Source organism: Streptomyces sp. NBRC 109706, from assembly GCF_000974485.1.
Classification (GTDB): Bacteria; Actinomycetota; Actinomycetes; order Streptomycetales; family Streptomycetaceae; genus Streptomyces.
The window spans coordinates 588518-612528 of sequence record NZ_BBOM01000006.1 but is presented as its reverse complement, the minus strand read 5'-3'; the positions used below and the strand labels follow the sequence as shown (position 1 = coordinate 612528).

The 24011-nt window shown below is 70.4% G+C and carries 18 protein-coding genes; 7 read left to right on the top strand and 11 right to left on the bottom strand.

The window, feature by feature from the left end:
* Positions 1-27 precede the first annotated feature (27 nt).
* From AOM46_RS12915 to AOM46_RS12905, 3 genes are all read right to left on the bottom strand, one after another.
* The gene (locus AOM46_RS12915; protein ID WP_078856757.1) at positions 28-1371 is read right to left on the bottom strand and encodes an NAD(P)/FAD-dependent oxidoreductase; all 1344 of its coding nucleotides are present in this window, start codon (positions 1369-1371) and stop codon (positions 28-30) included.
* 163 nt (positions 1372-1534) lie between these two features.
* Positions 1535-2923: an NAD(P)/FAD-dependent oxidoreductase gene (locus AOM46_RS12910; RefSeq protein ID WP_067226158.1), complete on the bottom strand. Its 1389-nt coding sequence runs from the start codon at positions 2921-2923 to the stop codon at positions 1535-1537.
* Positions 2924-2984: 61 nt separating this feature from the next.
* Positions 2985-4604 carry a class I adenylate-forming enzyme family protein gene (locus tag AOM46_RS12905; RefSeq protein WP_199823967.1) on the bottom strand — a complete coding sequence of 540 codons (1620 nt, stop codon included), beginning with the start codon at positions 4602-4604 and terminating at the stop codon, positions 2985-2987.
* A gap of 606 nt (positions 4605-5210) precedes the next feature.
* On the opposite strand from AOM46_RS12905, the gene AOM46_RS12900 reads away from it, so the two are divergent.
* Positions 5211-6020 carry an AfsR/SARP family transcriptional regulator gene (locus AOM46_RS12900; protein ID WP_062210036.1) on the top strand — a complete coding sequence of 270 codons (810 nt, stop codon included), beginning with the start codon at positions 5211-5213 and terminating at the stop codon, positions 6018-6020.
* An 82-nt stretch (positions 6021-6102) separates the two neighbouring features.
* Here AOM46_RS12900 and AOM46_RS34570 read toward each other — a convergent pair whose 3' ends face one another.
* The 6 genes from AOM46_RS34570 to AOM46_RS12870 all read right to left on the bottom strand — a co-directional run bounded on the left by AOM46_RS34570 (position 6103) and on the right by AOM46_RS12870 (position 14507).
* Positions 6103-9543, bottom strand: a complete 3441-nt coding sequence (locus AOM46_RS34570) for a sorbosone dehydrogenase family protein (RefSeq protein WP_199823966.1) — start codon at positions 9541-9543, stop codon at positions 6103-6105.
* A gap of 147 nt (positions 9544-9690) precedes the next feature.
* On the bottom strand, positions 9691-10479 hold the full coding sequence (locus AOM46_RS12890) for an ABC transporter ATP-binding protein (RefSeq protein WP_062210033.1): 789 nt from the start codon (positions 10477-10479) through the stop codon (positions 9691-9693).
* On the bottom strand, positions 10469-11242 hold the full coding sequence (locus AOM46_RS12885) for an ABC transporter ATP-binding protein (protein WP_062210030.1): 774 nt from the start codon (positions 11240-11242) through the stop codon (positions 10469-10471). The genes AOM46_RS12890 and AOM46_RS12885 overlap by 11 nt, the downstream gene beginning before the upstream one ends.
* A complete protein-coding gene (locus AOM46_RS12880; protein ID WP_199823965.1) occupies positions 11239-12408 on the bottom strand; it encodes a branched-chain amino acid ABC transporter permease in 1170 nt (389 codons plus the stop codon). Before AOM46_RS12880 ends, AOM46_RS12885 begins: the two co-directional genes overlap by 4 nt.
* On the bottom strand, positions 12392-13276 hold the full coding sequence (locus AOM46_RS12875; protein WP_062210028.1) for a branched-chain amino acid ABC transporter permease: 885 nt from the start codon (positions 13274-13276) through the stop codon (positions 12392-12394). The genes AOM46_RS12880 and AOM46_RS12875 overlap by 17 nt, the downstream gene beginning before the upstream one ends.
* A gap of 7 nt (positions 13277-13283) precedes the next feature.
* The gene (locus AOM46_RS12870; protein WP_062210025.1) at positions 13284-14507 is read right to left on the bottom strand and encodes an amino acid ABC transporter substrate-binding protein; all 1224 of its coding nucleotides are present in this window, start codon (positions 14505-14507) and stop codon (positions 13284-13286) included.
* Positions 14508-14748: 241 nt separating this feature from the next.
* Between AOM46_RS12870 and AOM46_RS12865 the strand changes: the two genes are divergently transcribed.
* From AOM46_RS12865 to AOM46_RS12850, 4 genes are all read left to right on the top strand, one after another.
* Positions 14749-15750 (top strand): LacI family DNA-binding transcriptional regulator, encoded by a 1002-nt coding sequence (locus AOM46_RS12865; protein ID WP_199823964.1) that lies wholly within the window; start codon positions 14749-14751, stop codon positions 15748-15750.
* 1182 nt (positions 15751-16932) lie between these two features.
* A complete protein-coding gene (locus AOM46_RS12860; protein ID WP_267887802.1) occupies positions 16933-17850 on the top strand; it encodes an aminoglycoside phosphotransferase family protein in 918 nt (305 codons plus the stop codon).
* A gap of 37 nt (positions 17851-17887) precedes the next feature.
* Positions 17888-18196, top strand: coding sequence for a zf-TFIIB domain-containing protein (locus AOM46_RS12855; RefSeq protein WP_062210019.1), 309 nt, complete (start codon positions 17888-17890; stop codon positions 18194-18196).
* A gap of 345 nt (positions 18197-18541) precedes the next feature.
* Positions 18542-18814: a hypothetical protein gene (locus tag AOM46_RS12850; RefSeq protein ID WP_067226156.1), complete on the top strand. Its 273-nt coding sequence runs from the start codon at positions 18542-18544 to the stop codon at positions 18812-18814.
* A 19-nt stretch (positions 18815-18833) separates the two neighbouring features.
* Here AOM46_RS12850 and AOM46_RS12845 read toward each other — a convergent pair whose 3' ends face one another.
* Positions 18834-19673, bottom strand: coding sequence for an AfsR/SARP family transcriptional regulator (locus tag AOM46_RS12845; RefSeq protein ID WP_062210016.1), 840 nt, complete (start codon positions 19671-19673; stop codon positions 18834-18836).
* Between the two features lie 457 nt (positions 19674-20130).
* Here AOM46_RS12845 and AOM46_RS33995 point away from each other — a divergent pair, with 457 nt between their 5' ends.
* Together AOM46_RS33995 and AOM46_RS12840 are read left to right on the top strand one after the other, a co-directional pair.
* Positions 20131-20271 carry a hypothetical protein gene (locus tag AOM46_RS33995; protein ID WP_158920402.1) on the top strand — a complete coding sequence of 47 codons (141 nt, stop codon included), beginning with the start codon at positions 20131-20133 and terminating at the stop codon, positions 20269-20271.
* A gap of 271 nt (positions 20272-20542) precedes the next feature.
* Complete coding sequence (locus tag AOM46_RS12840; RefSeq protein ID WP_107080055.1) at positions 20543-23659, top strand: BTAD domain-containing putative transcriptional regulator; 3117 nt, start codon at positions 20543-20545, stop codon at positions 23657-23659.
* Positions 23660-23677: 18 nt separating this feature from the next.
* Here the strand turns inward: AOM46_RS12840 and AOM46_RS12835 are convergent, their stop codons facing one another.
* Positions 23678-24001, bottom strand: coding sequence for a hydroxyisourate hydrolase (locus tag AOM46_RS12835; protein ID WP_158920400.1), 324 nt, complete (start codon positions 23999-24001; stop codon positions 23678-23680).
* Positions 24002-24011 lie beyond the last annotated feature (10 nt).

The window sequence follows — 24011 nt, the reverse complement described above, 5'->3', positions numbered from 1 at the left end:
GACGTCGATGCCCGGCGGGGCGCGCTTCTACGCCTTCGCGAGCAGCGAGTTGGCCGCCCGGATACCGGTACGCATGGACCCCTCGGCCGTGGGGTTGGCGAGGAAGTCACCGGCGAAGACGACGGGGCCGTGCTGGTTCCTGGCCAGGGCGGCCGCCTTCACATAGCGGCCGGGCTCGGGCCAGGGCAGCCCGACCCTACGCTCCACGATGTGGAACGGCTCGGCGTCCTGGGGGAAATCCGGCCACAGTTCCGGCGCCAGCTCCAGGGCCCGCTCGTACTGCTGCTCCTCGGGCGCGCCCAGCAGCTCCTTGGTCGCCCGGCGGCCCATGTAGACGAAGGTCAGCTCCTTCTCGCGCCGTTGGTCCCCGTCGATGTGGGTCTTGGGCACGGTGATGATGCTGCGCACGATGCGGGTCCCGGGGCCGCCGGGGACGATGTGCTCGTTGGACGGCATCAGCCCGCGGTCGATCAGGAACGAGACGGAAAGGGCCGGTTCGTACCGCTGGGAGTCGGCGAACCTCACCATCTCCGGGTCCACCACGTCGCTCGGCAGCGGAGCGGCGAGCTTGGCGGCGATCGGCGCGGTGGTGGCGATCACCACCTCGTCGAATGCCTCGCTCGACGAGGAGCCGTCGGCCTCGGAGAACGTCAGCACGACCTCGCCGCCGTCCCGCACCGCCACCTCGGTGACGGAGGTGCCCAGCCGCAGCGTGGCGCCCTGGGCCATCCGCTCGGCGACGGTCTCCATGCCGCGCCCGAAGACATAGAACTTGGAGCCGACCACGTTCGCCAGCATGCCCATCACATGGGCCTGGGAGATCTCGTCGCAGCGCCACAGCCAGAACGATTCGATCAGCGGCCGGATGAGGTACTGGAAGGCGTCGGGGGACATCGCCCTGGACGCCCAGTCGGCGGCGTTGGTCCCGTCGTCGAACCGGGCCAGATGCTCGGGCTCGAACAGGTCGAGCTTCTTGCGCTTGGTGGTCAGCTTGGTCGACGTCGACAGGAAGCGCAGCCGGTCGCCCAGCTTGGTGTGCGGGTAGCTCAGCAGGCTGCGCATGGAGTCGGAGGCGAGCGGCACCTGTTTGCCGTTGGCCACGATGATCATGCTGTTCTTCATCTCGACCATGTCGTCCTGGAGCTTGTACTCGCGGATGCGCTCGAAGAGCGTCTTGTACATGGTGAGGAACCACAGGTTGATGCCCGTGTCGGGGGAGATCTCCGGGCGGTGCCAGGACCTGGCCCGGCCGCCCAGCGCGTCGGCGGCGTCGAAGAGGGTCACCTCACGTCCGGCGAGGATCAGTTCACGTGCGGCTGCGGTGCCTGACATTCCGCCACCGACGACGGCTACTCGCTTGGGCTTCGGCATGACGGGCCTTTCCGACTCGGGCTGTAGGGGCTGGGTGGAGCGCGACGAACTGGTCGCCGGAGGTGCGCGTTCGGGGTGGTTCGCGGGCGAACCCGCCGCACGTGGACGGGTGGTCCTGGGGCGCGGCGGGGTGCCGTGGGCGGGACATGCCGGGGCGCGGGGCTCAGGTGGCCCGGTGGGGCGGGGACGGGTGGGCGGCCACCGGCGCCTGGCCGCCCGAGGTGCCGGGCCTGGACAGGACGCGCGCGGCCGCGTGCGTTCCCGAGCGCACCGCGCCCTCGCTGCTGGCCCGCAGGAAGACCCAGTCCCCCGCGTACTCGACGGGGCCCGCCGGGCGGGCGGCAAAGGCGGGGCGGGCGGCGAGCGCCCGGGGCGAGGGCTCGACGGCGCCCTGCGGGAAGCGGTGCACCAGCGTGGTGTGGCAGGCGGCGCCGATGCCGGGCACATAGGTCTCGGCGCGCTCCAGCAGGGTACCGGCGATCTTCTCGTCGGACTCCTGGAGCAGTTCGGCGGTGACCTTGGTCGACGGCAGCAGGGTGATGACGCCGCGCCCGGCGGGGGCGCGGTTGCCGGCCTTGTTGTGCTCGACGGTCAGCCCGCCCAGCACGTCCTCCTCGCGGTGCGGCAACAGCAGGGCGTGGACCCGGGGTTGCCGCCGGCCGCGGGCCGGTTCGAGCGGCCGGTCCAGCAGGCAGCTGACCCGGATCATCGGCGCGTAGTCGCAGGCGTCGGCATAGGCGGCCTCGGCCGCCGGCATGGTGGGGTACAGCTGCCTGGCCAGCGGCGCCGGGACGGCGAGCACCACCTGGCGGGCGTGCAGCGTCGCACCGTCGAGGAAGCCGACCCGTACGCCCCGGTCGCCGTCCACGACGATCTCGGCGACCGGCCGTTCGGTCTCCACCGGCACGGTTTCGGCGATGGCCCGGGCGAGGCTGTCCATGCCGTCCCGGTAGGTGCGCCACTTCCAGATGCCCCGGGTGGAGATCATGCTCGCCACGAACGGGCCCATGGCGACACGGTCGGGCTGCCAGCCGAACGCGGTGCCGACGGCGGGCTGGAAGAGGTAGTCGTACAGCTCCTGGGGATAGTCCGCGGCGAACTCGGCCACGGTGGTGGCGCCCAGCGGGGTGGACTCGGGATGGTCCACATCGAACTTCCTGGCCCTGCGGAGCAGTTTGCCGATCATGCGGCCCATCCGCATCCGGCCGGGAACGGAGAGCCCGGCGCCGGTGATCCCGCCCAGCGGGTGGCCGACCCTGGGGTGGACCCGCCGGTCACGCCAGATGCCGACGGAGGCGGTGACGGGCAGCACCGCCTCGGTGTCGATGCCCAGATCCCTGATGAGTTCCCAGGTGTTGGGGTAGCCGTGGGTGCCGAGGGTTTCGGCGCCCTCGTCGACGAGGTAGCCCTCGTGGCGGGAGGTGCGCATCCTTCCGCCGATCCGGTCGGTGGCCTCGAAGACCCGGACGGAGCGGCCGGCCCGCCGCAGCCGGTCGGCCGCGGCGAGCCCGGCGATACCGGCGCCGATGACGGCGACGTCCAGTTCGGTCACCGCCCGACTCTCTTTCTGCCACGTGGGGTTGCGAGTCCCCGGGTGCGTCGCGTCGCCCGCATCAGGTCCACCGCCCGGTGCCGAAGGTCTCGGCGTCGTCCATGAAGCGCTTCCTCATTTCGCCGCGCCGCACCTTGCCGGTGCCGGTGCGGGCCACGTCGTCCCAGGTGACATAGATCGGGTCGGCCAACTCGGGGAGATCCGCGACGGCCTTGGCCCATACGTCGTCCGGCAGTTTCCCGTCCGCGGTGGCGACCACCGGCTGGGGCTTCCGGTTCGGCGAGCCCAGGATGACCACCTCCTCGATGGCGGGGATGCGGTCGGTCAGCACGTCCTCCAGCTCGATGCAGCTGAGCCCGGGGATGGTGTCCACCTCGCGGTCCAGCAGGGTGATGGCGCCGCTGCGGCTGCGGGTGCCGATGTCGCCGGTGTTCCACCAGTCGCCGTCGGCCTTCTCCGCCCAGCGGTCCTCCTCGCCCAGATAGGTGAGGCAGCGCCCCCTGGTTCTGGCGAAGACCACGCCGCGCTCGCCGGCGGGCACCTTGCGCATCGTCGCCGGGTCGCGCACCTCCAACTGCGTGAAGTACGGCAGCGGTCGGCCGGCGATCCGGGTGGTGGGGTGGCGTTCCCCGGTACGGGCCAGGGCGCGCCTGGTCAGCAGCCGGAACGCCAGCGGTCCGGCCTCGGACTGGCCCCAACCCTGCAGCCACGCGGGGAACTTACGCTGCGAGGCGGCCAGGAAGCGGCGGATGGTGGGCGGGTGCATCGCGTCGAAGGTGCTGACATAGAGCCGCACATCGCGGAAGACGCTGTTCTCCTTGGCGGCCAGGCCCTCCCAGCGGGTGAAGAAGGCGGGCAGCGTCTCGCAGGTGGTCGGCGGGTGCTCGGTGAAGACCCGTTCGGCGGTGGCCGGATCGCCGTCGGCGACCACCACGGCCTTGCGCGGTTCGAGCAGCAGGGTGCCGGCCGTCCACGGGATGCTGCGGCCGTGCACGAAGGCGATGCCGCTGGCCACGGTGTCGGACTTGCGGGTGGCGACGATTGGCCAGCGCACCGACTCGATCCTGCCCAGCGTGCCCAGGATGGTCTGGGCCGAGTGCACCACCAGCTTGGGCACTCCGGTGGTGCCGGAGGTGTGGGTGACGACCATGGGCTCGGACGGGTCCCGCCGGGGGACGGGCGGTTCGCCGTCGCCGCGTTCCCCGACGGCTTCGGCCAGGGTGACGGCGCCCGGGGCCTCGCCGTCCAGACAGATGGTGCGTCGGGCCAGCGAGGCCAGATCGGTCTCGGCGGCGCGCCCGCGCTCCAGGATGTTCCGCTTGGTGACGAGCACGGCGGGCGCGAGCCGCTTCAGCAGCGTCTCCAGCGCGTCGGCGCCCAGATGCCCGGAGATCATCGCGGGCAGCACCCCGATGCGGGCGGCGGCGCACGCCAGCAGCGTGCAGTCCCAGTGGTTGTCCTTGACGATCGCGATCCGGTCGCCCTGCCGGGCGCCGGCGGCGTAGAGCCAGGCCGCGGTCTCGCCGACCAGATCGGCGAGTTGGGGCACCGTGTAGCGCGTCCCACCGTCGGGGGCGATGTCGAAGGCACGGCTGAGATGGAAGATCGTTGGCTGTGCGCGCTCCGCGTGGTGCGCGAACAGCGCTCCTATGCCGAAGCGACTGACATCGGATGAGGCCACCTGAACACCCTTCCCTGTGTGGCGGGGTCGATCGTTAGTCGATCAGGGCCGACCGACATCCGGACGTGTGCCCCTAGCGGCATCAGGTGTCGCGTCCTGGACCAGCCCATCGGCTGGTCAACCTAAGCAGCGGCCCAACCGGGGGGCAATAGCAAGCTCTTGGCATTGTGGAAGGGCGCTCTAGCGGTGACACCCACCCTGCCGCCGGGGCAACCTTGGCCCCTGGTAGGCGGCTTGACGGAGCGTCGGCTGGGCGCGTCCCCGGGGCGCTTCGACCGGCGTTCGCCCCCCGTCCTCGGGGCATTGACCGGGCCGCGGCCATTGCTAACACCTGATGTCACCTTTAGTGAATGACGCCAGGTCACTTGAGTACCGCAGAGCGTGCCCGTACCATCTTCGCCATCCAACGCTGGACATAAACCGAGCCACCCTACCGTCGCCTGACACCTCAGGAACCAGCACAAAACGGAAAACGGGGATGTTTCACATAGATTCGGCACCTCGCCCCTCCCCTATGGCAAGCGAAATCACCGCCGTATCGGCTATCCGAATATTTCGCCCCTTTACGGAGGAGCTGTGCAGTTCTCGATTCTTGGCCCACTGTCTATGACCAGCGGGGGTAAATCCTTTACCCCCAGCGCGCCGAAGCAGCGGCAGCTCCTTTCGTTACTGCTGGTCAGCGCCAACCAACTGGTCTCCGTGGAATCCTGCGTCGAGGAGCTGTGGGAGGACCGGCCGCCCAACACCGCGCGGGCGACCCTCCACACCTATATCCGACATCTGCGCCGCGCGGTCTCCCAGCCGCACCGGGAAGGGCAGGCCGAGGGCGGGGCCGCCGACGGCAAGGAGATCCTGAAGACCCGCGATCTGGGCTACCAACTCATCGTCCAGCCGGGACAGCTGGATCTGCACGCCTTCGAACGGCAGGTCAAACGCGCCCTGTTGGCCCTGACCAAGGGCGACGACGCCACCGGCGCCGCGCTGTTGGGCGAGGCGCTGGCGACCTGGCGGGGTCCGGTGCTGGCCGAGGTGCACACCGGGCCGATCCTCCAGGCGTATGTGGCCAGCCTCGCCGAGTACCGGCTCAGCCTGCTGGAACAGCGGATCGAGGCCGATCTGCGGCTCGGTCGACACCACCAGCTGATCTGGGAGCTGACCGAACTGACCGCCCAGCACCCCACCCATGAGAGCCTGCACGCCCAACTGATGCTGGCGCTCTACCGGTCGGGGCGTTCGGCCCAGGCGCTTGAGGTCTTTCACCGGCTGCGTCGGGTGCTCGCCAGCGAGCTGGGCATCGAGCCGACGCCCCGCATGCACCGCTTCCACCGTGCGGTGCTCGCCTCGGACCCGGCCCTCGAACCACCGGTCACCACGGCCTATCCGCTGACCCTCGATCTCGTTCTCCGCGCCGGATAGCTCCGGCAGCTCCGGGCAGCGGAAAGAAAAAGGGGGGCATCCCGCCGACGGGCGGGGTGCCCCCTTTCCTTTCGCCGTGCGGTCAGTCGGTGGCCGGGGTGCCGGTGACGGTGATATCCCTGACGCGTCCGTAGTTGTCGAACGAGCCGAAGCCCAGCCGGCCCGAGGTGAACGTGGTGTCGGTCGCCGTCATCAGTGGCACGTCGGCATTGTCCACATACACCGCCATGCGACCGGTATCCGCGCAGAAGTCCACCCGGATGTCATGCCATTCGGCGTCGTCGATCGCCGGTGGGGCACCCTCGTCCACGCCGTTCCACTGGTCGTCGAGACGGAGCCGGTCGGCGTCGTCGACGACAAAGATGCCGTTGTGCGGGTAGATGGTGTTGTCCTGGGAGAGATGGACATAGGAGAACCGGGTCGGCGAACGGTAGTTGAAGATCAGCACCACATCGCGGTCGTTCCTGCTCACCGGCTCGTCGATGCGGACGGTCGCCGCATAGCTGAAGGACGAGTACTCCGGTCCCTCGGTGAGCACGGCGTACTCGAACGGCCGGCGCGGGCCCTCCGGTTGTTCGCCACGTTCGGTCTGGACGATCTCGCCGTTCTCGAACGCCCAGCGGTCGGGGGTCAGCGGCGCCCAGTGCTCGGCCTCGGTGACACCGGTAGTAACCGTGCTCCCCACCTCGCAGGGGGTGACGGCGGGTGATCCGCTGGCCTCAGTGACCCGCCAGATCTTGCCGTTGGCCTTGGAGAGCAGATACAGCCGGCCGTCGGCGTCCTGCCCGAACCGCAGATCGACCCGGTTGTTGCCGGCCAGCTCCCGCATGGTGGTGGGGTTCCCCGCCGCGTCGGCGAGGTTCACCCGGTAGAACGGCGCCCGGTCGCCGCCGCGCCGCATCTCGTCGGCGTGGGCGAAGCGCACCTCGCCGCTGACGATGTCCCCGAAGAGGTAACGCCCGTCCAGCGCCGGGTAGGTGGCGCCGCGCGGCACAAAGCCGCCGACCAGGGAGACCCCGGAGTTACGGCCCAGGGAGAGCACGGGATAGGTGTAGCCGTACCGCTCGTCGTCCGCCGGCAGCGGATAGACGTTCGACGGATCGGACTTCTTGAAGACAAAGCCGCCCTCGCGCTCGTTCCAGCCGAAGTCGTCGCCCGGCTCCACCTCGTAGACGGAGTCGATGGTCTGCTCGCCGATCATGCCGACGAACATCCGGCCGTCGGCCGGATCCCAGCTGAAGCGGTGCGGATTGCGCAGCCCCAGGGCGTAGACCTCGCCGAGCGCCGCCGGATCGCCGACGAACGGGTTGTCGGCCGGGATGCCGTAGGCGCCGCCGGGGCCGTTGTCGCCGGCCGGGTCGATCCGCAGGATCTTGCCCTGCGGCTGGCCGGGATCGCCCGGCCTGGTGGTGAAGTTGGGCACCTCGTCGCCGTCGCCGGAGGCGATGTACAACAGCCCGTAGTCGGCGTCGCCCGGTTCGGCGAGCGGGTTGAAGCCGATCTCCTGGAGCCCGTGCAGAAAGCGGCTGTAGCCGACGCGCAGCAGTTCACGCCGCTCGCCGGCGAACGTGTCGGCGGAGGGATCGTCCGCGATCCACTCGGTGACCACCCCGTGCACCCGGGTGTCGGACGGCGGGGTGTGCGTCGGCGTCGCCCCGGTCAGCGCGGCCCCGGCCTCGGTGTGCACGGTGTAGAAGGTGCCGTTGTCGGCGAACTCGGGGTGGAAGGCGACAAAGCCGAGCCCGGTGCCCAGGCTGGGCTGGATCACGAAGTCGGGGAACTCGGCCGCCGCGTCCAGATAGACCCGGTGGTCACCGCTCGCCCCGTCCACCAGATAGAGCGGCCCGTTGAGGTCCGGCACGGCCAACCGGCCGCTGCTGTCCGGGAGTTCGGAGACGAAGTTGATCCTGGCCTCGCTGCCGGCGCCGGTGGTCGGCAGATCGGCGACCTCGGCCAGCCGCAGCGTCACATCGGACGGCTGGGGCGTCTCCGGGATCGGCGTCTCGATCGGCAGATCACCGCCGTCCACCGTCTGGCAGTCGCCGCTGTCCCCGCTCGGCACCCGGAGGTTGACGCTGTGCCGGTCGACGGCGATGTCGTCGACCAGCAGCCGGCTGGCGCTGGTCGCACCGGTGATCGCGAAGAAACGGTCGAGGGCGGCGCCGGTCGACTCCCGGAAGGCGAAGTCGAGTTGTTCGTCGACGGGCAGCCGCGTCGTGGTGCGGTACGGGCCGCCCCTGCTGTGCACGGTGACCCGGTCGTTCGCGTTGTCGGCGACCAGCCACACGCACTGCCAGGCGTCGGCCGGCCAGCTGCCGACCGTGCTGAACGCGTCGCCGTCGCGAACGCCCAGCTCGGACGAGTTCTGGTTGTTGGCCTGCACCCGGAAGTCGGCGAAGACGCTCGGCGCGGCCACATCCGTCAGGCCGAGGGAGGCGTCGAGGCTCCCGGCGCGCTGGAACCGGAAGAAGACGGTGCCGGTGTCGCCCTCGGCGATCGACGGAACGGCGCGGTCGGCCGCCAGATCGTTGCCGGTCAGCTCCGCCACCTGCCCGGAGCCGCCGGGCCCGGTGGGGTCGGCCAGCACCCGCACGCCGGCGTCGGCGCGCCAGCCGTCCTGCCCGTCGAGGGCGCCCTGCTGGTAGTCGTCGAAGGTGACGACCTCCGCATAGGCCGGCGCCGGGTTCTCGGTGCTGACGGTGGTGGGGGCCAGCTGGATGTTGTCCAGATGGGTGTCCCCGGACGGCGGCTCGTCCGGGTCGTTGAGCAGCAGAAACGTCAGCAGCTCGGCGTCCGAGCCGCTGCGGAAGGCGAACTCGGTCTGCCCTTCGGGGCCCTGGGCCTGGCGGGCGGTGCCGTCGCCCTCGGCGACATACACCTGGAAGGTGTCGGCCGCGTTGTCGACGGTCAGCCACAGGCCGTAGCGGGCGCCGTCCTCGATGTCCACGTCCAGCAGCCGCTCCTGCCCGCCGTCCCGGGCCAGCAGCCCACGTTCGTCCAGCAGGACCTGGGGGCCGAAGTCGTCCAGGTCCAGCGGATCGCCGGTGGTGTCGGCGCCCAGGCCGGGCGAATCGTCGGCGCTGAGCCCGATGTTGAGCGCGGTGGCCGCCAGATCCTCGGTGACCAGCTCCAGGAAGAGGGTGCCGCCCGCATCGGCCGGGACCGCCAACTCCCCCAGCTCCGCATAGGCGTTGCCCCGGTACTGGACCGGGACGTCACGCTCGGACAGGAAGACGGTCAGCGCCTTCCCGGACAGCGATCCCGGGACCTCGTCCGACACCACCGCCCCGTCCGGCGCGCCCGGCGTGTTGACGAACCACGGCCCCTGACTGCGCAGGCTGCCGTTGGCGTAGTCGTCGAACACGGCCAGCGGCGCGAACCCCTCGGCGCCGGCGGCGGGTGGGTCGGCCAGGGCCTGGCCACCCGCCAACAGGGTGGTCAGCAGCGCGCCCGCGGTGGCCGCGCCGATGACTCCCCTTCTGCTCGTTCTACTCGTTCTCCTCATGCTTCTCCCGCTGAGCATGGACATTCCTCTCGACCTCTTCGTCGTCGGTGCTGCCTGACCGCGCTGTTCGCCAGAGGGACGGGCGCGCGGTCGAGGGGAGGGCCGCGCTGGATGAATGCCGAACTCAGAAGGAACGGGGGACTCGGGGGCCTTACGGGATCGGGGTCAGGCACCCCCCGTCTCGGCGCGCGCCGCCGGCCGGCCGCCCAGATACAGCTCGGACAGCTGCGGGTCGGCGAGGAGTTCGGACGCCGGGCCGCTGATATGGACCCGGCCGAGGTCGAGAACGCAGCCCAGATCCGCGGTCTCCAGCGCCCGGCGCGCGTTCTGCTCGACCAGCAGCACCGCGGTGCCGGCGTCCCGCATCCGGGTGACCTGCTCGAAGACCGTAGCGGTGGCCTTGGGGTCGAGCCCCATGGACGGCTCGTCCAGGAGCACCACCTCGGGGTCGACCATCAGCGAGCGGGCGAACTCCACCTGCTTCTGCTGACCGCCGGAGAGCAGCCCGGCCAGCTGCTTCCACCGCTCCCCGACGATGGGGAACAACTCCTGGACAAACGCGACCCGTTCGTCGATCCGCGCCTTGTCCCGCAGGGTGTAGGCGCCCAGCAGCACGTTCTCGGCGACGGTCATCTCACGGAACACGCTGTGCCCCTGGAGCACATGGGCGAGACCAGACGTCAGCATCTGCTGCGGGCCCTGCCCGGTGACATCGCGCCCCGCGACCAGCACCCGGCCGGTGCGCGGCTTGAGCAGTCCGCTGGCCACCTTCAACACGGTCGACTTGCCGGCCCCGTTGGGTCCGACCAGGCAGACCACCGTGCCGGGCGGCACCTCGATGGTCAGCCCGCGCAGCACCATCGCGGCCCGACCGTAGCCGGCCTGGATATCGTCCAGGACCAGCAGCGGTTCCGCTGCTTCCGGTGTGCTCTGGGGTGTCGGCTCAGATGCCAAGGTAGGCCTCCAGCACTCTGGGGTCCGCCTGCACGTCCGAGGGGGTGCCCTCGGCGATGGGCCGGCCACGGTCGAAGACGATGACATGGTGGGACAGGCTCATCACCATGTCCATGTTGTGCTCGACGACCAGGAACGTCTTGCCCTCGGCGTTGAGTTCGGTGACCAGGGTCCCGATCCGGCCGATCAGCGCCGGGTTCACCCCGCCCGCCGGCTCGTCCAGCATGATGGTCTCCGGGTCGCCCATCAGCACGCCGGCCAGTTCGAGCAGCTTCTGCTGACCGTAGGAGAGGTTGCCGGCCTCCACGTTCTCCAGATGGTCGATGCCGACCCGGGTGAGCAGCCCCCGCGCCTTGTCGATCTCGGCGGCGTTGCGGGCGCCGCCGATCAGCTGGCGCAGCCGGGTGGAGCGCACCGCGACCAGCATGTTCTCCAGCACGGTCATCCGGGGGAAGATCCGGCAGAGCTGGAAGCTGCGGCCGATCCCGGCGCGGGCGATCCGGTGCGACGGCTTGCCGGTGATCTCCCGGCCCCGGTAGGTGACCGTCCCGGCGTCCGGCTTGATCATCCCGGTGACACAGTTGAAGAAGGTGGTCTTCCCCGAACCGTTGGGCCCGATCAGGGCGTTGATCTTGCCGTGCCGGAAGGTGACCGTCGCGTCGTCGACGGCATGGACCCCGCCGAACGACTTGGTCAGGCCGACGGTCTCCAGATTGCGCGGCTCGGTCGCGGTGGCCGGTGCGGCCGGTGCGGTGGTGCTCATCGTTCCTCCCCCTTCGGGTGCCCGTCGGCGGCGTTCCCGGCCGAGGCGTCCCCGGTGGCCGCGGCCGCTTCCCGGTTGCGCTCCAGCAGCTCGGCCGCCGTGATCTCGCGGATCGACGAGTCCTGTGGGCCGAACCGCCGCACCAGATCACGCGCGGCCGGGATCAACCCGTCGGGCGTGAACAGCACCACGATGCCCAACAGCACGGCGGTGGCGACCAGATGGAGCTGGGTGTCGCCGAACTCCAACTTGAAGTACTCCAACGCGCTGCCCACGATGAGCGCGCCCAGCAGCGGACCGTAGAGATGCCGGACGCCGCCGAGCAGCGCCATCAGCACCATGTAGGAGCCGAGCAGGATGGAGAACTGGAAGATCGGGTCCAGATCGCCGAACCAGAGCGCGTACATCCCCCCGGCCAGGCCGGTGAAGAACGCGGAGACCAGATAGGCGACCAGCTTGTAGTTGCGCGTCGGCACGCCCAACGCCTGCGCCTTGTCCTCGTCCTCCCGCACCGCCTTGAGCCCGGTGCCGAACCGCGAGCGGTCGATCGCCCACCACACCAGCAGCATCACCGCGAGCAGGGCGACAAAGAGGTAGAAGAAAACCCGGTGGTGCTCCGGCCGCAGCAGGTCCGGGAACGGACGCGGCACGACCAGACCGTTGGAGCCGCCGGTGAAGCCCTTCCACGCCTGGGAGACCAGCAGCAGGATCAGGACGAACGCGATGGAGACGATCACAAAGGAGGCGCCGCGCACCCGCAGCGCCGCGATGCCGACCGGGATGGCGATCAGCACCACGATCACGCCGGCGACCAGCCACGCCAGAAACGACGGCATGGACAGATCCCTGATCAACAGCCCGGTGCCATAGGCGCCGAGGCCGAAGAACGCGGCATGGCCCAGCGAGATATAGCCGGTGAAGCCGCCCATGAAGTTCCATGCCGTGGCGGTGCAGGCATAGGAGGCGACGACCACCCCGGCGGAGAGCACATACGGGTTGGGCGCCATCTCGGGGAACGACAGGATCAGCGCGGCACAGGCGACAAAGGCCACCAGCCGGATCGACCGGCCCACCGTCCACCACTCGCGAACCGACCTGCTGCCGTTCGTGGTTGCGGCCGTGGTCGTCGCGGTGGGGGCGGTCTCGGTGTCAGAAGCGTTGCGCAAGGCGACCTCCGAAGAATCCCTGCGGGCGCAGCATCAACGTCCCGAAGAGCGCCACATAGAAGAGGGTCTGCGCCCAGGTGGTGCCGATCTCGACCTGCAGCAGGCTCTGCCCGATGCCCAGCACCATGGCGGCGATGGCCGTGCCGGGGATGGAGCCGAGTCCGCCGACGACGATGATCGCCATCAGCGGGCCGATCCAGTGCCAGTGCAGCGAGGGGTAGATGGTGGCGTCCAACGAGAGCGCCGTGCCGCCGACGGCGGCGGTGGCCAGGCCGAGGCCGAAGCCGAGCCCGGCGATCCGGTCGGTCTTGATGCCGACCAGCTTGGCGGCCTCCGGATGCTGGATGGTGGCCCGCAGCGCCTGCCCGAAGCGGCTCTTCTTGAGGATCACATAGAGCAGCGCGAGGGAGGCCACGGCCAACCCGAACGCGATCAGCTTGACGACCGCGATCCGGGCGCCGAAGAACTCGATGTTCGAGCCGGAGTAGGAGAGTTGGATACGGCGCTGGGTGCCGCTCCAGATGAAGCCGATCATGCCCTCGATGAACAGGGCGATGGCGAAGGTCAGCAGCACCGACATCATGGTCAGCGTCGCCGGCCGCAGCCGGGTGATCAGCAGGCGCTGCATCCCGATGCCGACGAGGAAGAACAGCGGCACCGTGACGACGAGCGAGAGCAGCGGGTCGAGACCGGTCTGCTGGTTGAAGTACCAGGCCAGATAGGCGGCGAGGATCAGAAACGCCGAGTGGGCGATCATCACCACGCGCATGACCCCGAAGTAGAGGGTCAGGCCCGCCGCCAGGAGGGCGTTGAGCCCTCCCAGCAGCACGCCGAGCACCAGGCTCTGGAAGAGAAGTGAACCCGACACGCGTCGCTCACCAGGCCGGCTTCGGGAAGACGAACTCGGCCTCGGCGGCGTCGGCGGGCAGCACGATCCGGATGTCGCCGTCCACATACTGCTGGATCAGATGCGCGCTCTGCGGCCGGCCCTTGTCGTCCCAGGAGAGCGGTCCGACGACGGTCTCGACCTCGTTCTCCCGCAGCCAGTCGATCAACTGCTGCTGGCAGTCGCCCTGCTCGGCACAGCCGACCGCCTCGACGGCGGCGGCCACGACCTGTCCCGTGGTGAACGCGTTGGCCTCGTCCTCGGACGGCGGGTTGCCGTGGATCTCGGTGTACGCCTCGACGAACTCGACATTGGACGGGTAGGCGGCGTCCGGGGTGTAGCCGGTGGGCGACAGGATGCCCTCCGTCTTCGAGCCGATGGCCTCGGGGAACTCGGGGTTGGTCGGCGCGGTGGAGAACGCGGCCAACTGCGGCTGGAAGTCCAGCTGCTGGAGGGCGACGATCAGGTTGACGGCGTCCTGGTACTGGGTGCCGCCGATCACCATGTCGGCGTCCGAGTCGTTGATCTTGGCGGCGATGCTGGAGAAGTCGGTGGTGTTCGGCGGGTAGACCTCGTCCACGACGATGTCCAGGCCGGCCTCGTTCAGCTGGTCGCGCAGACCGTAGGCGGTGCCCTGGGCGAACGGGTCGTCCATGGCGGCGACCGCGACCGTCTGCGGCCGCTCGCCCTCCGGCATCGCGAGGATGTGCTCGGCCAGGTGGTTGTAGTGGTCGTCGGCGATGGCGGGGGCGGCGTAGAAAAGGTTTTCGAAGCCCTGCTCGAAGACCTCGGTGGCGGCGCCGGCCGGCTCGACGAAGAGCATCCCGTACTCGGACGCCACCCGGGCGCTGGGCACCACGAGGCGGGTGGAGAACGGGCCGAAGACCAGGTCGACCTGCTCCTGCGCGATCAGCGCCTCGTAGTCCTGAACGACCCGGTCGGCGTTGGACTGGTCGTCCAGGATCTTCAACTCGACCTCGCGGCCGAGGAGGCCACCGTCGGCGTTGATCATCTCGGCCCAGACCTCGTAACCGCGCTGGACACCCTTGCCCGGCTCGGAGAAGTCGCCGGTCAGCGGCAGCGAGATGCCTATGACGATCTTGTCGTCGGAACCCCCGCCACCACCGGAGTCGCTGGAACACGCGGTGAGGACAAGCGCGGAGGCCGAGAGCGTGGCCGCGAGTCCCAACCCGCGTCGGCTCAACTTGAACATGAGGTGCCTTCTCCCTGCTTCGTTGCATCGGGTTCTGTGCATCGGGACCTCATTGGCAGCCCGTGGGGTGCCACCGTTGAGTAAGCGCTTTCGTAAGCGTTTGCGGTACCGTACTTGCGGCTCAGCAGCCTGGCAATAGGCATGACGAGAGACGGTGGTGCCGAGGATGGTCCGACACGCAAAGGGGGGCGGACCAGCTGATAAAGGACCGCCCGGCCAGGGCCCCGGAACACCGCGTCTGGTGGACGTCGCGGAGCGGGCCGGAGTCTCCATCGCCACCGCCTCCCGTTCCCTCCGGGGCCGGGACGGGGTCTCGGACGAGGTCGCCCACCATGTCAGGACCGTCGCGGCCGAGATGGGATATGTCCCCAATGTCCATGCCAGCACCCTGGCGGGCGGGGTGCCCCGGGTGGCCGGGCTGATCGTCTACGAGATCGGCGACCCCTACTTCTCCGAGATCGCCAGCGGCGCGGTCCGCGTCGCCTCCGAGAACGGCTGGACGGTACAGATCAGCCACACCGCGCGCGAACCCCGCGCCGAACTCGCCCAGATCAGACTGCTGCGCGCGCACCGGGTCGGCGCCATCGTGATGGCGGGCTCCGGCTATGTCGACCGGGCGGACGAGGACGGCGCCAACCGTGAACTCCTCGACTACCAGGCGGCGGGCGGCCGAGTCGCCGTGATAGGCCGTCACCATCTGCGCAGCGACGCGGTGTTGCCGGACAACCAGGGCGCCGGGGAGACCATCGCCGGCCATCTCCTCGGCCTCGGCCACCGCAGGATCGCCATCGCCGGCGGCCCGCCGAACCTCACCACCATCGCCGACCGACTCGCCGGCATCCACCAGGCGTTCACCGACCACGGCCTCGACCACGACCCGGTGCCCACCGTCTCCGGCGCGTTCACCCGCGAGGGCGGCCGGGACTGCACGGAGCGGATCCTGCGCGACTGGCCCGAGACGACGGCGATCATCGCCCTCAACGACGCGATGGCGACCGGCGTTCTCTCCGTACTGCGGGAACGCGGGGTGCCGGTCCCCGACCGGGTCTCGGTGGTCGGCTTCGACGACATCCAGGTCGCGCAGGACCTCGCCCCCGCGCTGACCACGGTGGCCCTGCCCATGCCGGACATGGGCGCCTGGGCCCTGGAAATGGCCCTCCGCCCCCGCTCGGCACGGCCCCGCCGCAAAACCACAGGCCACGCGCTACGCATCCGCGACTCGACGGCCCCGCCGGGGAGTTGACGGGACGTCGGCTGTGCCGCCTCCGCGAGGCCGCTGCGCGGGGCTGCTGCACGTGTCCGGCGCGCGGAGTTGGCCACGGGCCGCTGCGCGGGGCCGACAGGCGCGGACGGCACGGCACTGACGCGGCCTACGAATACGCGAAGTTGGCCACAGGCCCGCCGTCGCGGAGCCGCCACCCTGGCGGTGCGGGACTACTGCACGTGTCCGGCGCACGGAGTTGGCCACGGATCCGCTGCGCGGCGCCGACGGGCGCAGACGGCACGACACTGACGCGGCCTACCAGTACGCGAAGTTGGCCACAGGCCCGCCGTCGCGGAGCCGCCACCCTGGCGGTGCGGGGCTGCCGAGACACGGCCCGGTGCGCGAAGTTGTCGACAGGTCAGCCGTCGCGACACTGTCGCGCAGACGGCGCGATGCCGCCGAGACGCGGCCGGTGCACGAAGTCGGCCACGGACCGCTGCACGGCGCCGACGGGCGCGGACGGCACGGCACTGACGCGGCCTACGAATACGCGAAGTTGGCCACAGGCCCGCCGTCGCGGAGCCACCACCCTGGCGGTGCGGGGCTGCCGAGACACGGCCCGGCGCGCGAAGTTGTCGACAGGTCAGCCGTCGCGACACTGTCGCGCAGACGGCGCGATGCCGCCGAGACGCGGCCGGTGCACGAAGTCGGCCACGGACCGCTGCGCGGCGCCGACGGGCGCGGACGGCACGACACTGACGCGGCCTACGAATACGCGGAGTTGGCCACAGGCCCGCCGTCGCGGAGCCGCCGCCCTGGCGGTGCGGGGCTGCTGCACGTGTCCGGCGCACGAAGTCGGCCACAGGTCCGCCGTCGCGGGGTCGGCGTGGTGGCCTCGCTGGGGTAGCCGGCGGAGCTGGCAGCGGCGTTGACAGATGGCGCGGTCCATCGGCCGGTACCGGTGTAGGCGGGGGGCCGCCGCCCTACCATCGCCCCATGACGACGGACGGGGGCGGGACGGGGGCGGCGCCGGCCGCAGCGGGAGCGGTCGCGCCTGCGCCGGCGGAACGGGGGAGGGCCACGTTGGGCACAGCGGCCCAACCGACTGAGCCGCTGATCGACGCATCGGCCGGGCAGTCCGGGGCCACATTGGGCGCAGCAACGCCACCCGCCGAGCCAGATGCCGGCGAGCACAGCCAACCACCGGCACCAGCCGTCGCGTTGGCCGCCCAACCGGCGGAGCCGATAGCCGAGCCAGATGCCGGCGAGCACAGCCAACCGCCGGCAGCAGCCGTCGCGTTGGCCGCCCAACCGGCGGAGCCGGTAGCGGAGCCGCCGGTGGTCGTGTTGGTGGATGGCGTGGACGGGACGGTGGTTCGGCTCGGGGGTGTGGTGGTCAAGGTGCATGCGGCGGAGGGGGATCCGGTGGCGTTGGGTGCGCGGCTGCGGGTCGCTCGACACCCGGCTCTGCAGGGCGTGTTGTTGGCCCCCTTGGGTGAGCCCTCGCTCAGGCGTGGGCGGTTGGTCAGCCGGTGGCCCTATGGCCGTCCCGTGGACCAGCACGACCCGGACCGCTTTCCCTGGGCGGAGGCCGGGGCGTTGTTGGCCCGGTTGCATGCCGTGGCGCCGGGCACGTTGGGGGTCCGTCTCCCGGCCGCCGCCGGTCCCGCCCGGGCCGCGCGTGTGGTGGAACGGCTGCGGGCCACGGTCGGCGGCCGGCGGTACGCGTCCGCCCGGCGTCTGGTGCTCCGTGCCGCCGACCGCCCGGCTCCCGCGTCGTCCCCGGGCCCTGGAACGCTCTGTCATGGCGACTTCCACCTCGGCCAGTTGGTCTGGTCGGACGGCTGGCGGCTGATCGACGTGGACGATCTGGGCGTCGGCGATCCGGCCTGGGACCTGGCCAGGCCGGCGGCCTGGTTCGCGGCCGGCCTGCTGGATCCGGCGGACTGGCGGCAACTGCTGGACGGCTATGGCGTCGGGCATGACGACCCCTGGCCGTGGCTGGACGGGCCGACCCGCGCGTTGACCGTTCAGAGCGCGGCTCAGGCACTGCTCAACGCCCATCGGTCCGGGGCCCAACTCGACGACTCAGGAACGGCGTTGGTCGAGTCCTGTGGCCGAATCGCCGGCCTGCCGTAGGCTGAGGGGGACAGCAGATCGACCCTGGAGCCGATTGATGCAGTGTCCCAAGTGTCGTGCGCCGATGCACACGTTCAACCGAAGCGGAATCCAGATCGAGCAGTGCAGCGGCTGCCGAGGGATCTTCCTCGACTACGGCGAGCTTGAGCACATCACCCAGTTGGAGTCGCAGTGGGACTCGCAGGGCCGGCCGCCCGCCGCCGCCCCGCCGCCCCCGCCGCAGCAGGCGCACTACCAGCAGCCGCCCGGCCCGAGCTGGGGCGCGCCGCAGCACGGTGGTCACCACGGCGGGTATCACGGCAAGCGCCGCAAGCAGGGTTTCTCGGGTCTGTTCTTCTCCTCCTGAGCCGGTCGCCCCTCCCGAACCGTTTTCGCCATGAGCCGTCCGAGCCCGTCACCGGGCCCGGGCGGCTCGTCGCTGTACAGGGGGCGGCGCGGGCCGCGCGCCGGTGGTACAACCGTCGCCACCCGGCGCCCCGTAGTCCCACCGGCGCTGGCCGGTGGGCCGCACGATTGTACGGAGGGATGGGCTCCGAACCAGTGAAAATTCCCGACTCGGCACAAGCGGGGCTTCCGGTGGGTGATGGTGTGAGCACGGAAGGTAAGAATCACGTCGAGTTGGAGTGAGGATGGCAGGGAGCGGTCGGGGCGTGGTGTCGCGCGACCCTCGGCGAGGGCTGGTGGGGTCGGCGTGAGGGCGCGGATCTCGCTCGGCGGCATCAGCTTCTCGGGCGTCAGCGGCTGGCCCGTCCCGCATCGGGGAACGGGTGGCAACGAGTGGGTCACCGGGCGGTGTTGGCTCTACTGCCGACGGGAGAACATCAGCGTGCTGTGGATCGGCCCCATCCGCGCCCCGCGCGCGGACGGGGACCTCTACGCCTGCGGACAGTGCATCGCCGAGCTGGTGCACATGGTCTACGAGGAGCAGCACCGGGTGGACGTGCCCGCCCACCCGCTCGACTAGACGCCCCCGGCCGGAGCACTCAGCCGGTCCTGGTCAATCCCTGGTCGGCGGATGTCCTGTTGAGTCCGGTACCGCCCGGGGCGCCGTGTGGGCCGGAGAGGAGGATGGAGCGCTGCACCTGGGCGAGCGCGGCCGACGGTTCCAGGCCGAGGTCGCTCACCAGCGTCGTGCGCAGCCGCTGGTAGGCGTTGAGCGCCTCGCCTCGGCGCCCGGAGCGGTGCAGGGCCAGCATGAACTGTCCACACAGGCTCTCGTGGGTGGGGTAGCGGCTGACGAGCACGGTCAGCTCGGCGAGCAGTTCACGGTGCCGGCCGAGTCGGAGGTCGGCGTCGATGCGCTGGTCGAGCGCGCACAGCCGGCTCTCCTCCAACCGCTTGACCTGGAGCTCCAGATGGGGCCCGGTCTGGACGTCGGCGAGGGCAGGGCCGCTCCACTGGGCCAGTGCCTCGCTCAGGCGTCTGGTCGCCTGGGGGTAGTCCTCGGCGTCCATGGCCCGGTACCCGGCGTCGGCCAGCCGCTCGAACTCCCGGACGTCACTGCGCCCTTCGCCGGTGCTGAGCAGATAGCCGCCGGGGACCGTCATCAGCACGTCCTTGGCGGAGCGCGGCAGCGCGTCGTCGGACTGCCGCAGTGCCGTGCCGATCAGTTCACGCAACTGCAGGATGTAGGTTTGGAGCGTGGCTCGCGCGCTGCGCGGGGGTTCGGTGCCCCACAGCTCCTCGATCATGGTGGCGGCCGGGACGGCCCGGTCGGCGTTGAGGGCGAGCAGGGCGAGCACCTGCCGCGGTTTGGGAGCGGTGGGCGTGACCGAGAAACCCCGCTCCCGCACCGTCAGTGCACCGAGTACATCGATGTCCACGCTGTTTCCCCATCCTCTGTGGAGCGTTTGTCCAGCACACAACCGAGACGACGCGAACCCGAGGTCTCGCTGCACCGGTACGGTCCGCTCACCCCCACGGGTTGTGCGAGCCGGGCTCCTCGGTGGGAGGCCGCACGATGTCACCGGTTCCCCGGGCGGCCGTCGGGGACTGCTCGGCGTGAACGGCGGCCGTCGCTATCTGTGGGGCGATGCCGGTCATGGCGACTGCGAGAGGAATTGCGCATGCGGCATGAATCGACCGATTCTTGATCATGTGTATTGTCTCCCACTCCAGAAGTCCGGCCTGACGGCTGCTGCTTGAGGACTCCTATATCTTGGCAAGCCGTGACATCGGGTCGCGATCGATGAACTGGCCAAGACAATAGGGAGACAATAGAGGCGGTCATGAGCCGTGTGCATGGACCGATCAGAATTTCCTCAAAATTTGGTAAAACCGATGAACCCGCAGGTCGGCCGCTGCTGTGAGGGCGGAACGCCTCGGCCGGAAGACCGGGTACGCCGACAACTGTCGGAAATCGCCGCGCTGATCGAAGAGGGCCAGGAAGCGGCGGAACTCATCAATGAACTTCCGGTTTGACGGCCGTCTCGGCGGTTGCGAACGGGAATTCGCAGGTTGGCAAGCGCCCGCGTATCGGACGCCCCGGACCGGGCTTTGCCCTCCCGCTTTCAGGAGGTGGGTCGGCCAACCGTTGACGACGTCCGCGGAAAGCGCCCCTGACCAGCGAGGAGGGCAACAACGGGCTTACGGCCAAGGACACTCGCAACATCAAGACCTCCGGTCTGCCGGGTGTGCGAAAGATCAGGGCTAGAGTTCTTCGAGCCACACACGTTCCTGGGGGAGGTACCACGTGGAGCAGACCGTATTCGGGGACGATCGTGAGATCCGCCGACCCAGAGTCGCGTTCGGCATCCTCGGTCCCCTTCAGGCGAGCGTCGACTCCACGCCGCTGAAACTCGGCGGTACGCGCCAACGGATCGTGCTCGCCACCCTCCTGCTCAACGCCGGCCAAGTGGTGAGCACCGACCGGCTCATCCGTGCCATGTACGAGCAGACCCCGCCGGCGACGGCACGCGCTCAGCTCCACATCAGCGTCTCGGGTCTGCGGCGCCTGTTCGGGGCCCATGGCGTCGAGGACGTCATCAGCACGCACCCCAACGGCTACCTGGTCCACGCGGACGAGGAGAGCCTGGACGCCCTGCGCTTCGACGCGCTCGTCGCGAAGGCGCGCGAGCTGCACGACCGGGGGCAGGAGGAGAAGGAGGAGGCCATCTACCGGCAGGCGCTCGGGCTGTGGCGTGGCTCCCCCCTCGAAGGTCTGCCGGGCGAGGTGATCGAGTCCGGTGCCGGCCGGCTCACCGAGCAGCGCGTCACCGCCACCGAGGAGTACATCCGGCTCGGGCTCGCCCTCGGCCGGCACAGCGTGCTCGTCGGTGAACTCTTCGACCTGATCGCGGAGTTCCCGCTCCGCGAGCGACTGCGCGGCCAGCTCATGCTGGCGCTCTACCGCTCAGGGCGCCAGGCGGAGGCGCTCAACGTCTACCGCGAGACCCGAAGGCTCATGCTCGACGAACTGGGCGTGTTACCCGACGTCCGGCTGAGACAGCTCCAGCACTCCATTCTGGTCACGGACCCCCGGCTCGACCTTTCGGAGAACCGCGCGGCGCCCCCCGAGTACGGAGTCGCGCCGACCGATCCCGGCGCACCGGAGATGCTGCCCGCCGCCGTGGCCGACTTCACGGGCCGCGAGAGCCTGGTCGCCGACGTCCGCAAACTGCTGGTCTCGTCCCACGGCAGATCCCCGTTGGCGGTGCCCATCGTCACGTTCGTGGGCAAACCGGGGGTCGGCAAGACCGCAACGGCCATCCACATGGGGCACGAGGTCGCCGCGGACTTCCCCGACGGTCGGCTCTTCGCCGAGCTGCACGGCGGAGTCTCCCCGCCGGTGTCGCCCGCCCAGGCGCTCGAACGTTTTCTGCACGCCCTCGGTGTCAAGGGCACGGCGATTCCCGAGGACATGGAGGAGCGGGCGGAGATGTACCGCGCGCTTCTCGCGAAGCGACGCATGCTGATCATCCTCGACAACGTCGCCGAGGAGAGCCAGATCAGACCGCTTCTGCCGGGGAAGCCCACCTCCGCAGTCATCATCACCAGCCGACGCCATATCGGCAGCCTCGCCGGCGCGGTCCGGGTGGACATCACCACCTTCACGCCGGAGGAGTCCGCCGATCTCCTCGGCCGCATGGCGGGGGCGCAGCGCGCGGCGGCCGAGCCGGAGGCCACAAAGGCACTGGCCGCGCTGTGCGGGCACTTCCCGCTGGCCCTGCGCATCGCCGGGGCCCGGCTCGCCGCCCGACCCCACTGGGAGATCGCCGAGTTGGTGGAGCGTCTCGATGACGAGACCCGCAGGCTGGACGAGCTGAACTACGCCGATGTCGGCATCAGGGCCGGGCTCTGCCTCACCTACAACAGCCTGGGCGAGGGCACTCGCCGTCTGTTCCGGCGGCTGGCCATCCTGGAGGAGGGGCCGTTCTCCCTCTGGGCCGCCATGGCGCTCCTGGACCTTCCCGAGACGACGGTGCGCGATCTGCTCCACGAGCTGACGGACGCGCAGTTGCTCGACACCGTCGGTGCCACGACCGGACGCCACCGGCAGTACCGGCTGCACAGCCTCATCCGGCTCTTCGCCAGGGAACGGCTGGCCGCCGAGGAGAGTACGGAGGCCCGCGAGGCCGCCGTCGGCCGGCTGTTGGGCTGCTTCCTCTTCCTGCTGCGGAAAGCGCGGGACCGTGAGTACGGCCGGGACGTACTGATAAGGAGTCATGGCGTCTCCCTGTATACGCTACCCGACGCCCTGGTGGACGGGATCCTCACGGAACCCCTCCAATGGTTCTCCAGAGAGCGTTCCTCGCTGCTCGCCTGTGTCCGGCGGGCCGCCATGATGGGGTTCACCGAGCACTGCTGGGGGCTCGCCGTCACCGCGGTGACGTTCATGGAGACCCAGGTGTGCCTCGACGACTGGCGCGACACCCACGAGGTGGCACTCGCGGCGAGCCGTAAGGCGGGTGACCGGGTCGGGGAGGCGGCGACGCTCCACTCGCTGGGTTCGCTCGCCGTGACCAGGCAGGACTTCGCGTCCGCCGAGGGTCACTTCCTGCGGTCCGCCGCGATCTTCGAGGAGATCGGCGACGAGCCCGGCCGTGCCCTGGCCACCCGGGGACTGGGTTACCTGGCGCGGATCCGTGGCCGGCACGACGAGGCCACCGCCCACTACGAGGCGGCGCTCAAGGTGTTCCGGGAGGGCGAGGGGTCCGTCGCCGTGGCCTATGTCCTGCACAATCTCGCGCAGTTGCGGCTGGACAGCGGTGACGACGCGGCGGCCGGCCCGCTCCTGAGCGAGGCGCTGCGGCTGAGCCGGGAGGGCAACGGCCGCCGTGTCGAGGCGCAGGTGCTGCACCGGTTGGGGCAGACGTATCTCGACCGTGGTGAACACGAGGCCGCCCTGGACGCGTTCGAGCAGGTGCTGAACATCGTCCTGCTCATCGGCGACCCCACCGGTGAGGCGTACGCGCTCCTCGGCATCGGCTCCGCGCTGCTGACGCACGGGGAGACGGAGGCGGCCGGCAAGGCCCTGCGTCGCGCCCTCGCCCGCGCGGAGGCCATCGACGAGCGGCTGATCACGGGCCGCACCCTGGTGGCCCTCGGTGAACTGGCGCTCGCCACAGGGGACGTGGCGGAGGCGGGCGCCCATCTGCGGCGGGCGCTGCCCCTGTTCCGGTTGATGGATGCTCCCGCCGAGGAGGCCGGGGCGCTGATCGTCCTCCACGCGGCGCTGCGGGCCGCCGGGGACGCCGAGGCCGCCGAGCGGTCCCTGGCCGAGGCGCGGGAGTTGGTGTCCTCGATGCCGCCGGGGGCCGCCGGGCCGATCCTCGCCCGGCTCAGGGCGACGGCGGGGCCCGCGACCTAGGGGCGGCTCAGGGGCGGTTCAGGAGAAGGCCACGAAGTAGTGGTGGAGCGAGAAGTTGAGGCTCACCCGGCACTCCGCCTGCTCGCGGGAGATCCGGAACGTGGTGACGACCTCGGGGCAGGTGGGGATCACGCCGAGTCCGGAGAAGTACCGGTCGACGTCGAACACGATCTGGTAGAGCCCCTGGCTCTCGGCGGGCCCGTCCCAGTTGTCGATCCGGCCGCGTTCGTCCGTCTTGCGCTCGGCGAGCAGGACCCACTCCTGGTCGACGAGCGCCGCCAGCCGCACGCGCAGGCCGGCGGCGCTGCGCCCGTGGAGGCTCTCGAGCGCTTCTACGGTCAAGTCCATCATG

Excerpts from the sequence above, each read along its gene's own strand:
- AOM46_RS12885 (WP_062210030.1), bottom strand. The coding sequence starts at position 11,242 with ATGAGCACCACCGCACCGGCCGCACCGGCCACCGCGACCGAGCCGCGC.
- AOM46_RS12870 (WP_062210025.1), bottom strand. The coding sequence starts at position 14,507 with ATGTTCAAGTTGAGCCGACGCGGGTTGGGACTCGCGGCCACGCTCTCG.
- AOM46_RS33995 (WP_158920402.1), top strand. The coding sequence starts at position 20,131 with ATGAACCCGCAGGTCGGCCGCTGCTGTGAGGGCGGAACGCCTCGGCCG.
- AOM46_RS12900 (WP_062210036.1), top strand. The coding sequence starts at position 5,211 with ATGACCAGCGGGGGTAAATCCTTTACCCCCAGCGCGCCGAAGCAGCGG.
- AOM46_RS12915 (WP_078856757.1), bottom strand. The coding sequence starts at position 1,371 with ATGCCGAAGCCCAAGCGAGTAGCCGTCGTCGGTGGCGGAATGTCAGGC.
- AOM46_RS34570 (WP_199823966.1), bottom strand. The coding sequence starts at position 9,543 with ATGCTCAGCGGGAGAAGCATGAGGAGAACGAGTAGAACGAGCAGAAGG.
- AOM46_RS12855 (WP_062210019.1), top strand. The coding sequence starts at position 17,888 with ATGCAGTGTCCCAAGTGTCGTGCGCCGATGCACACGTTCAACCGAAGC.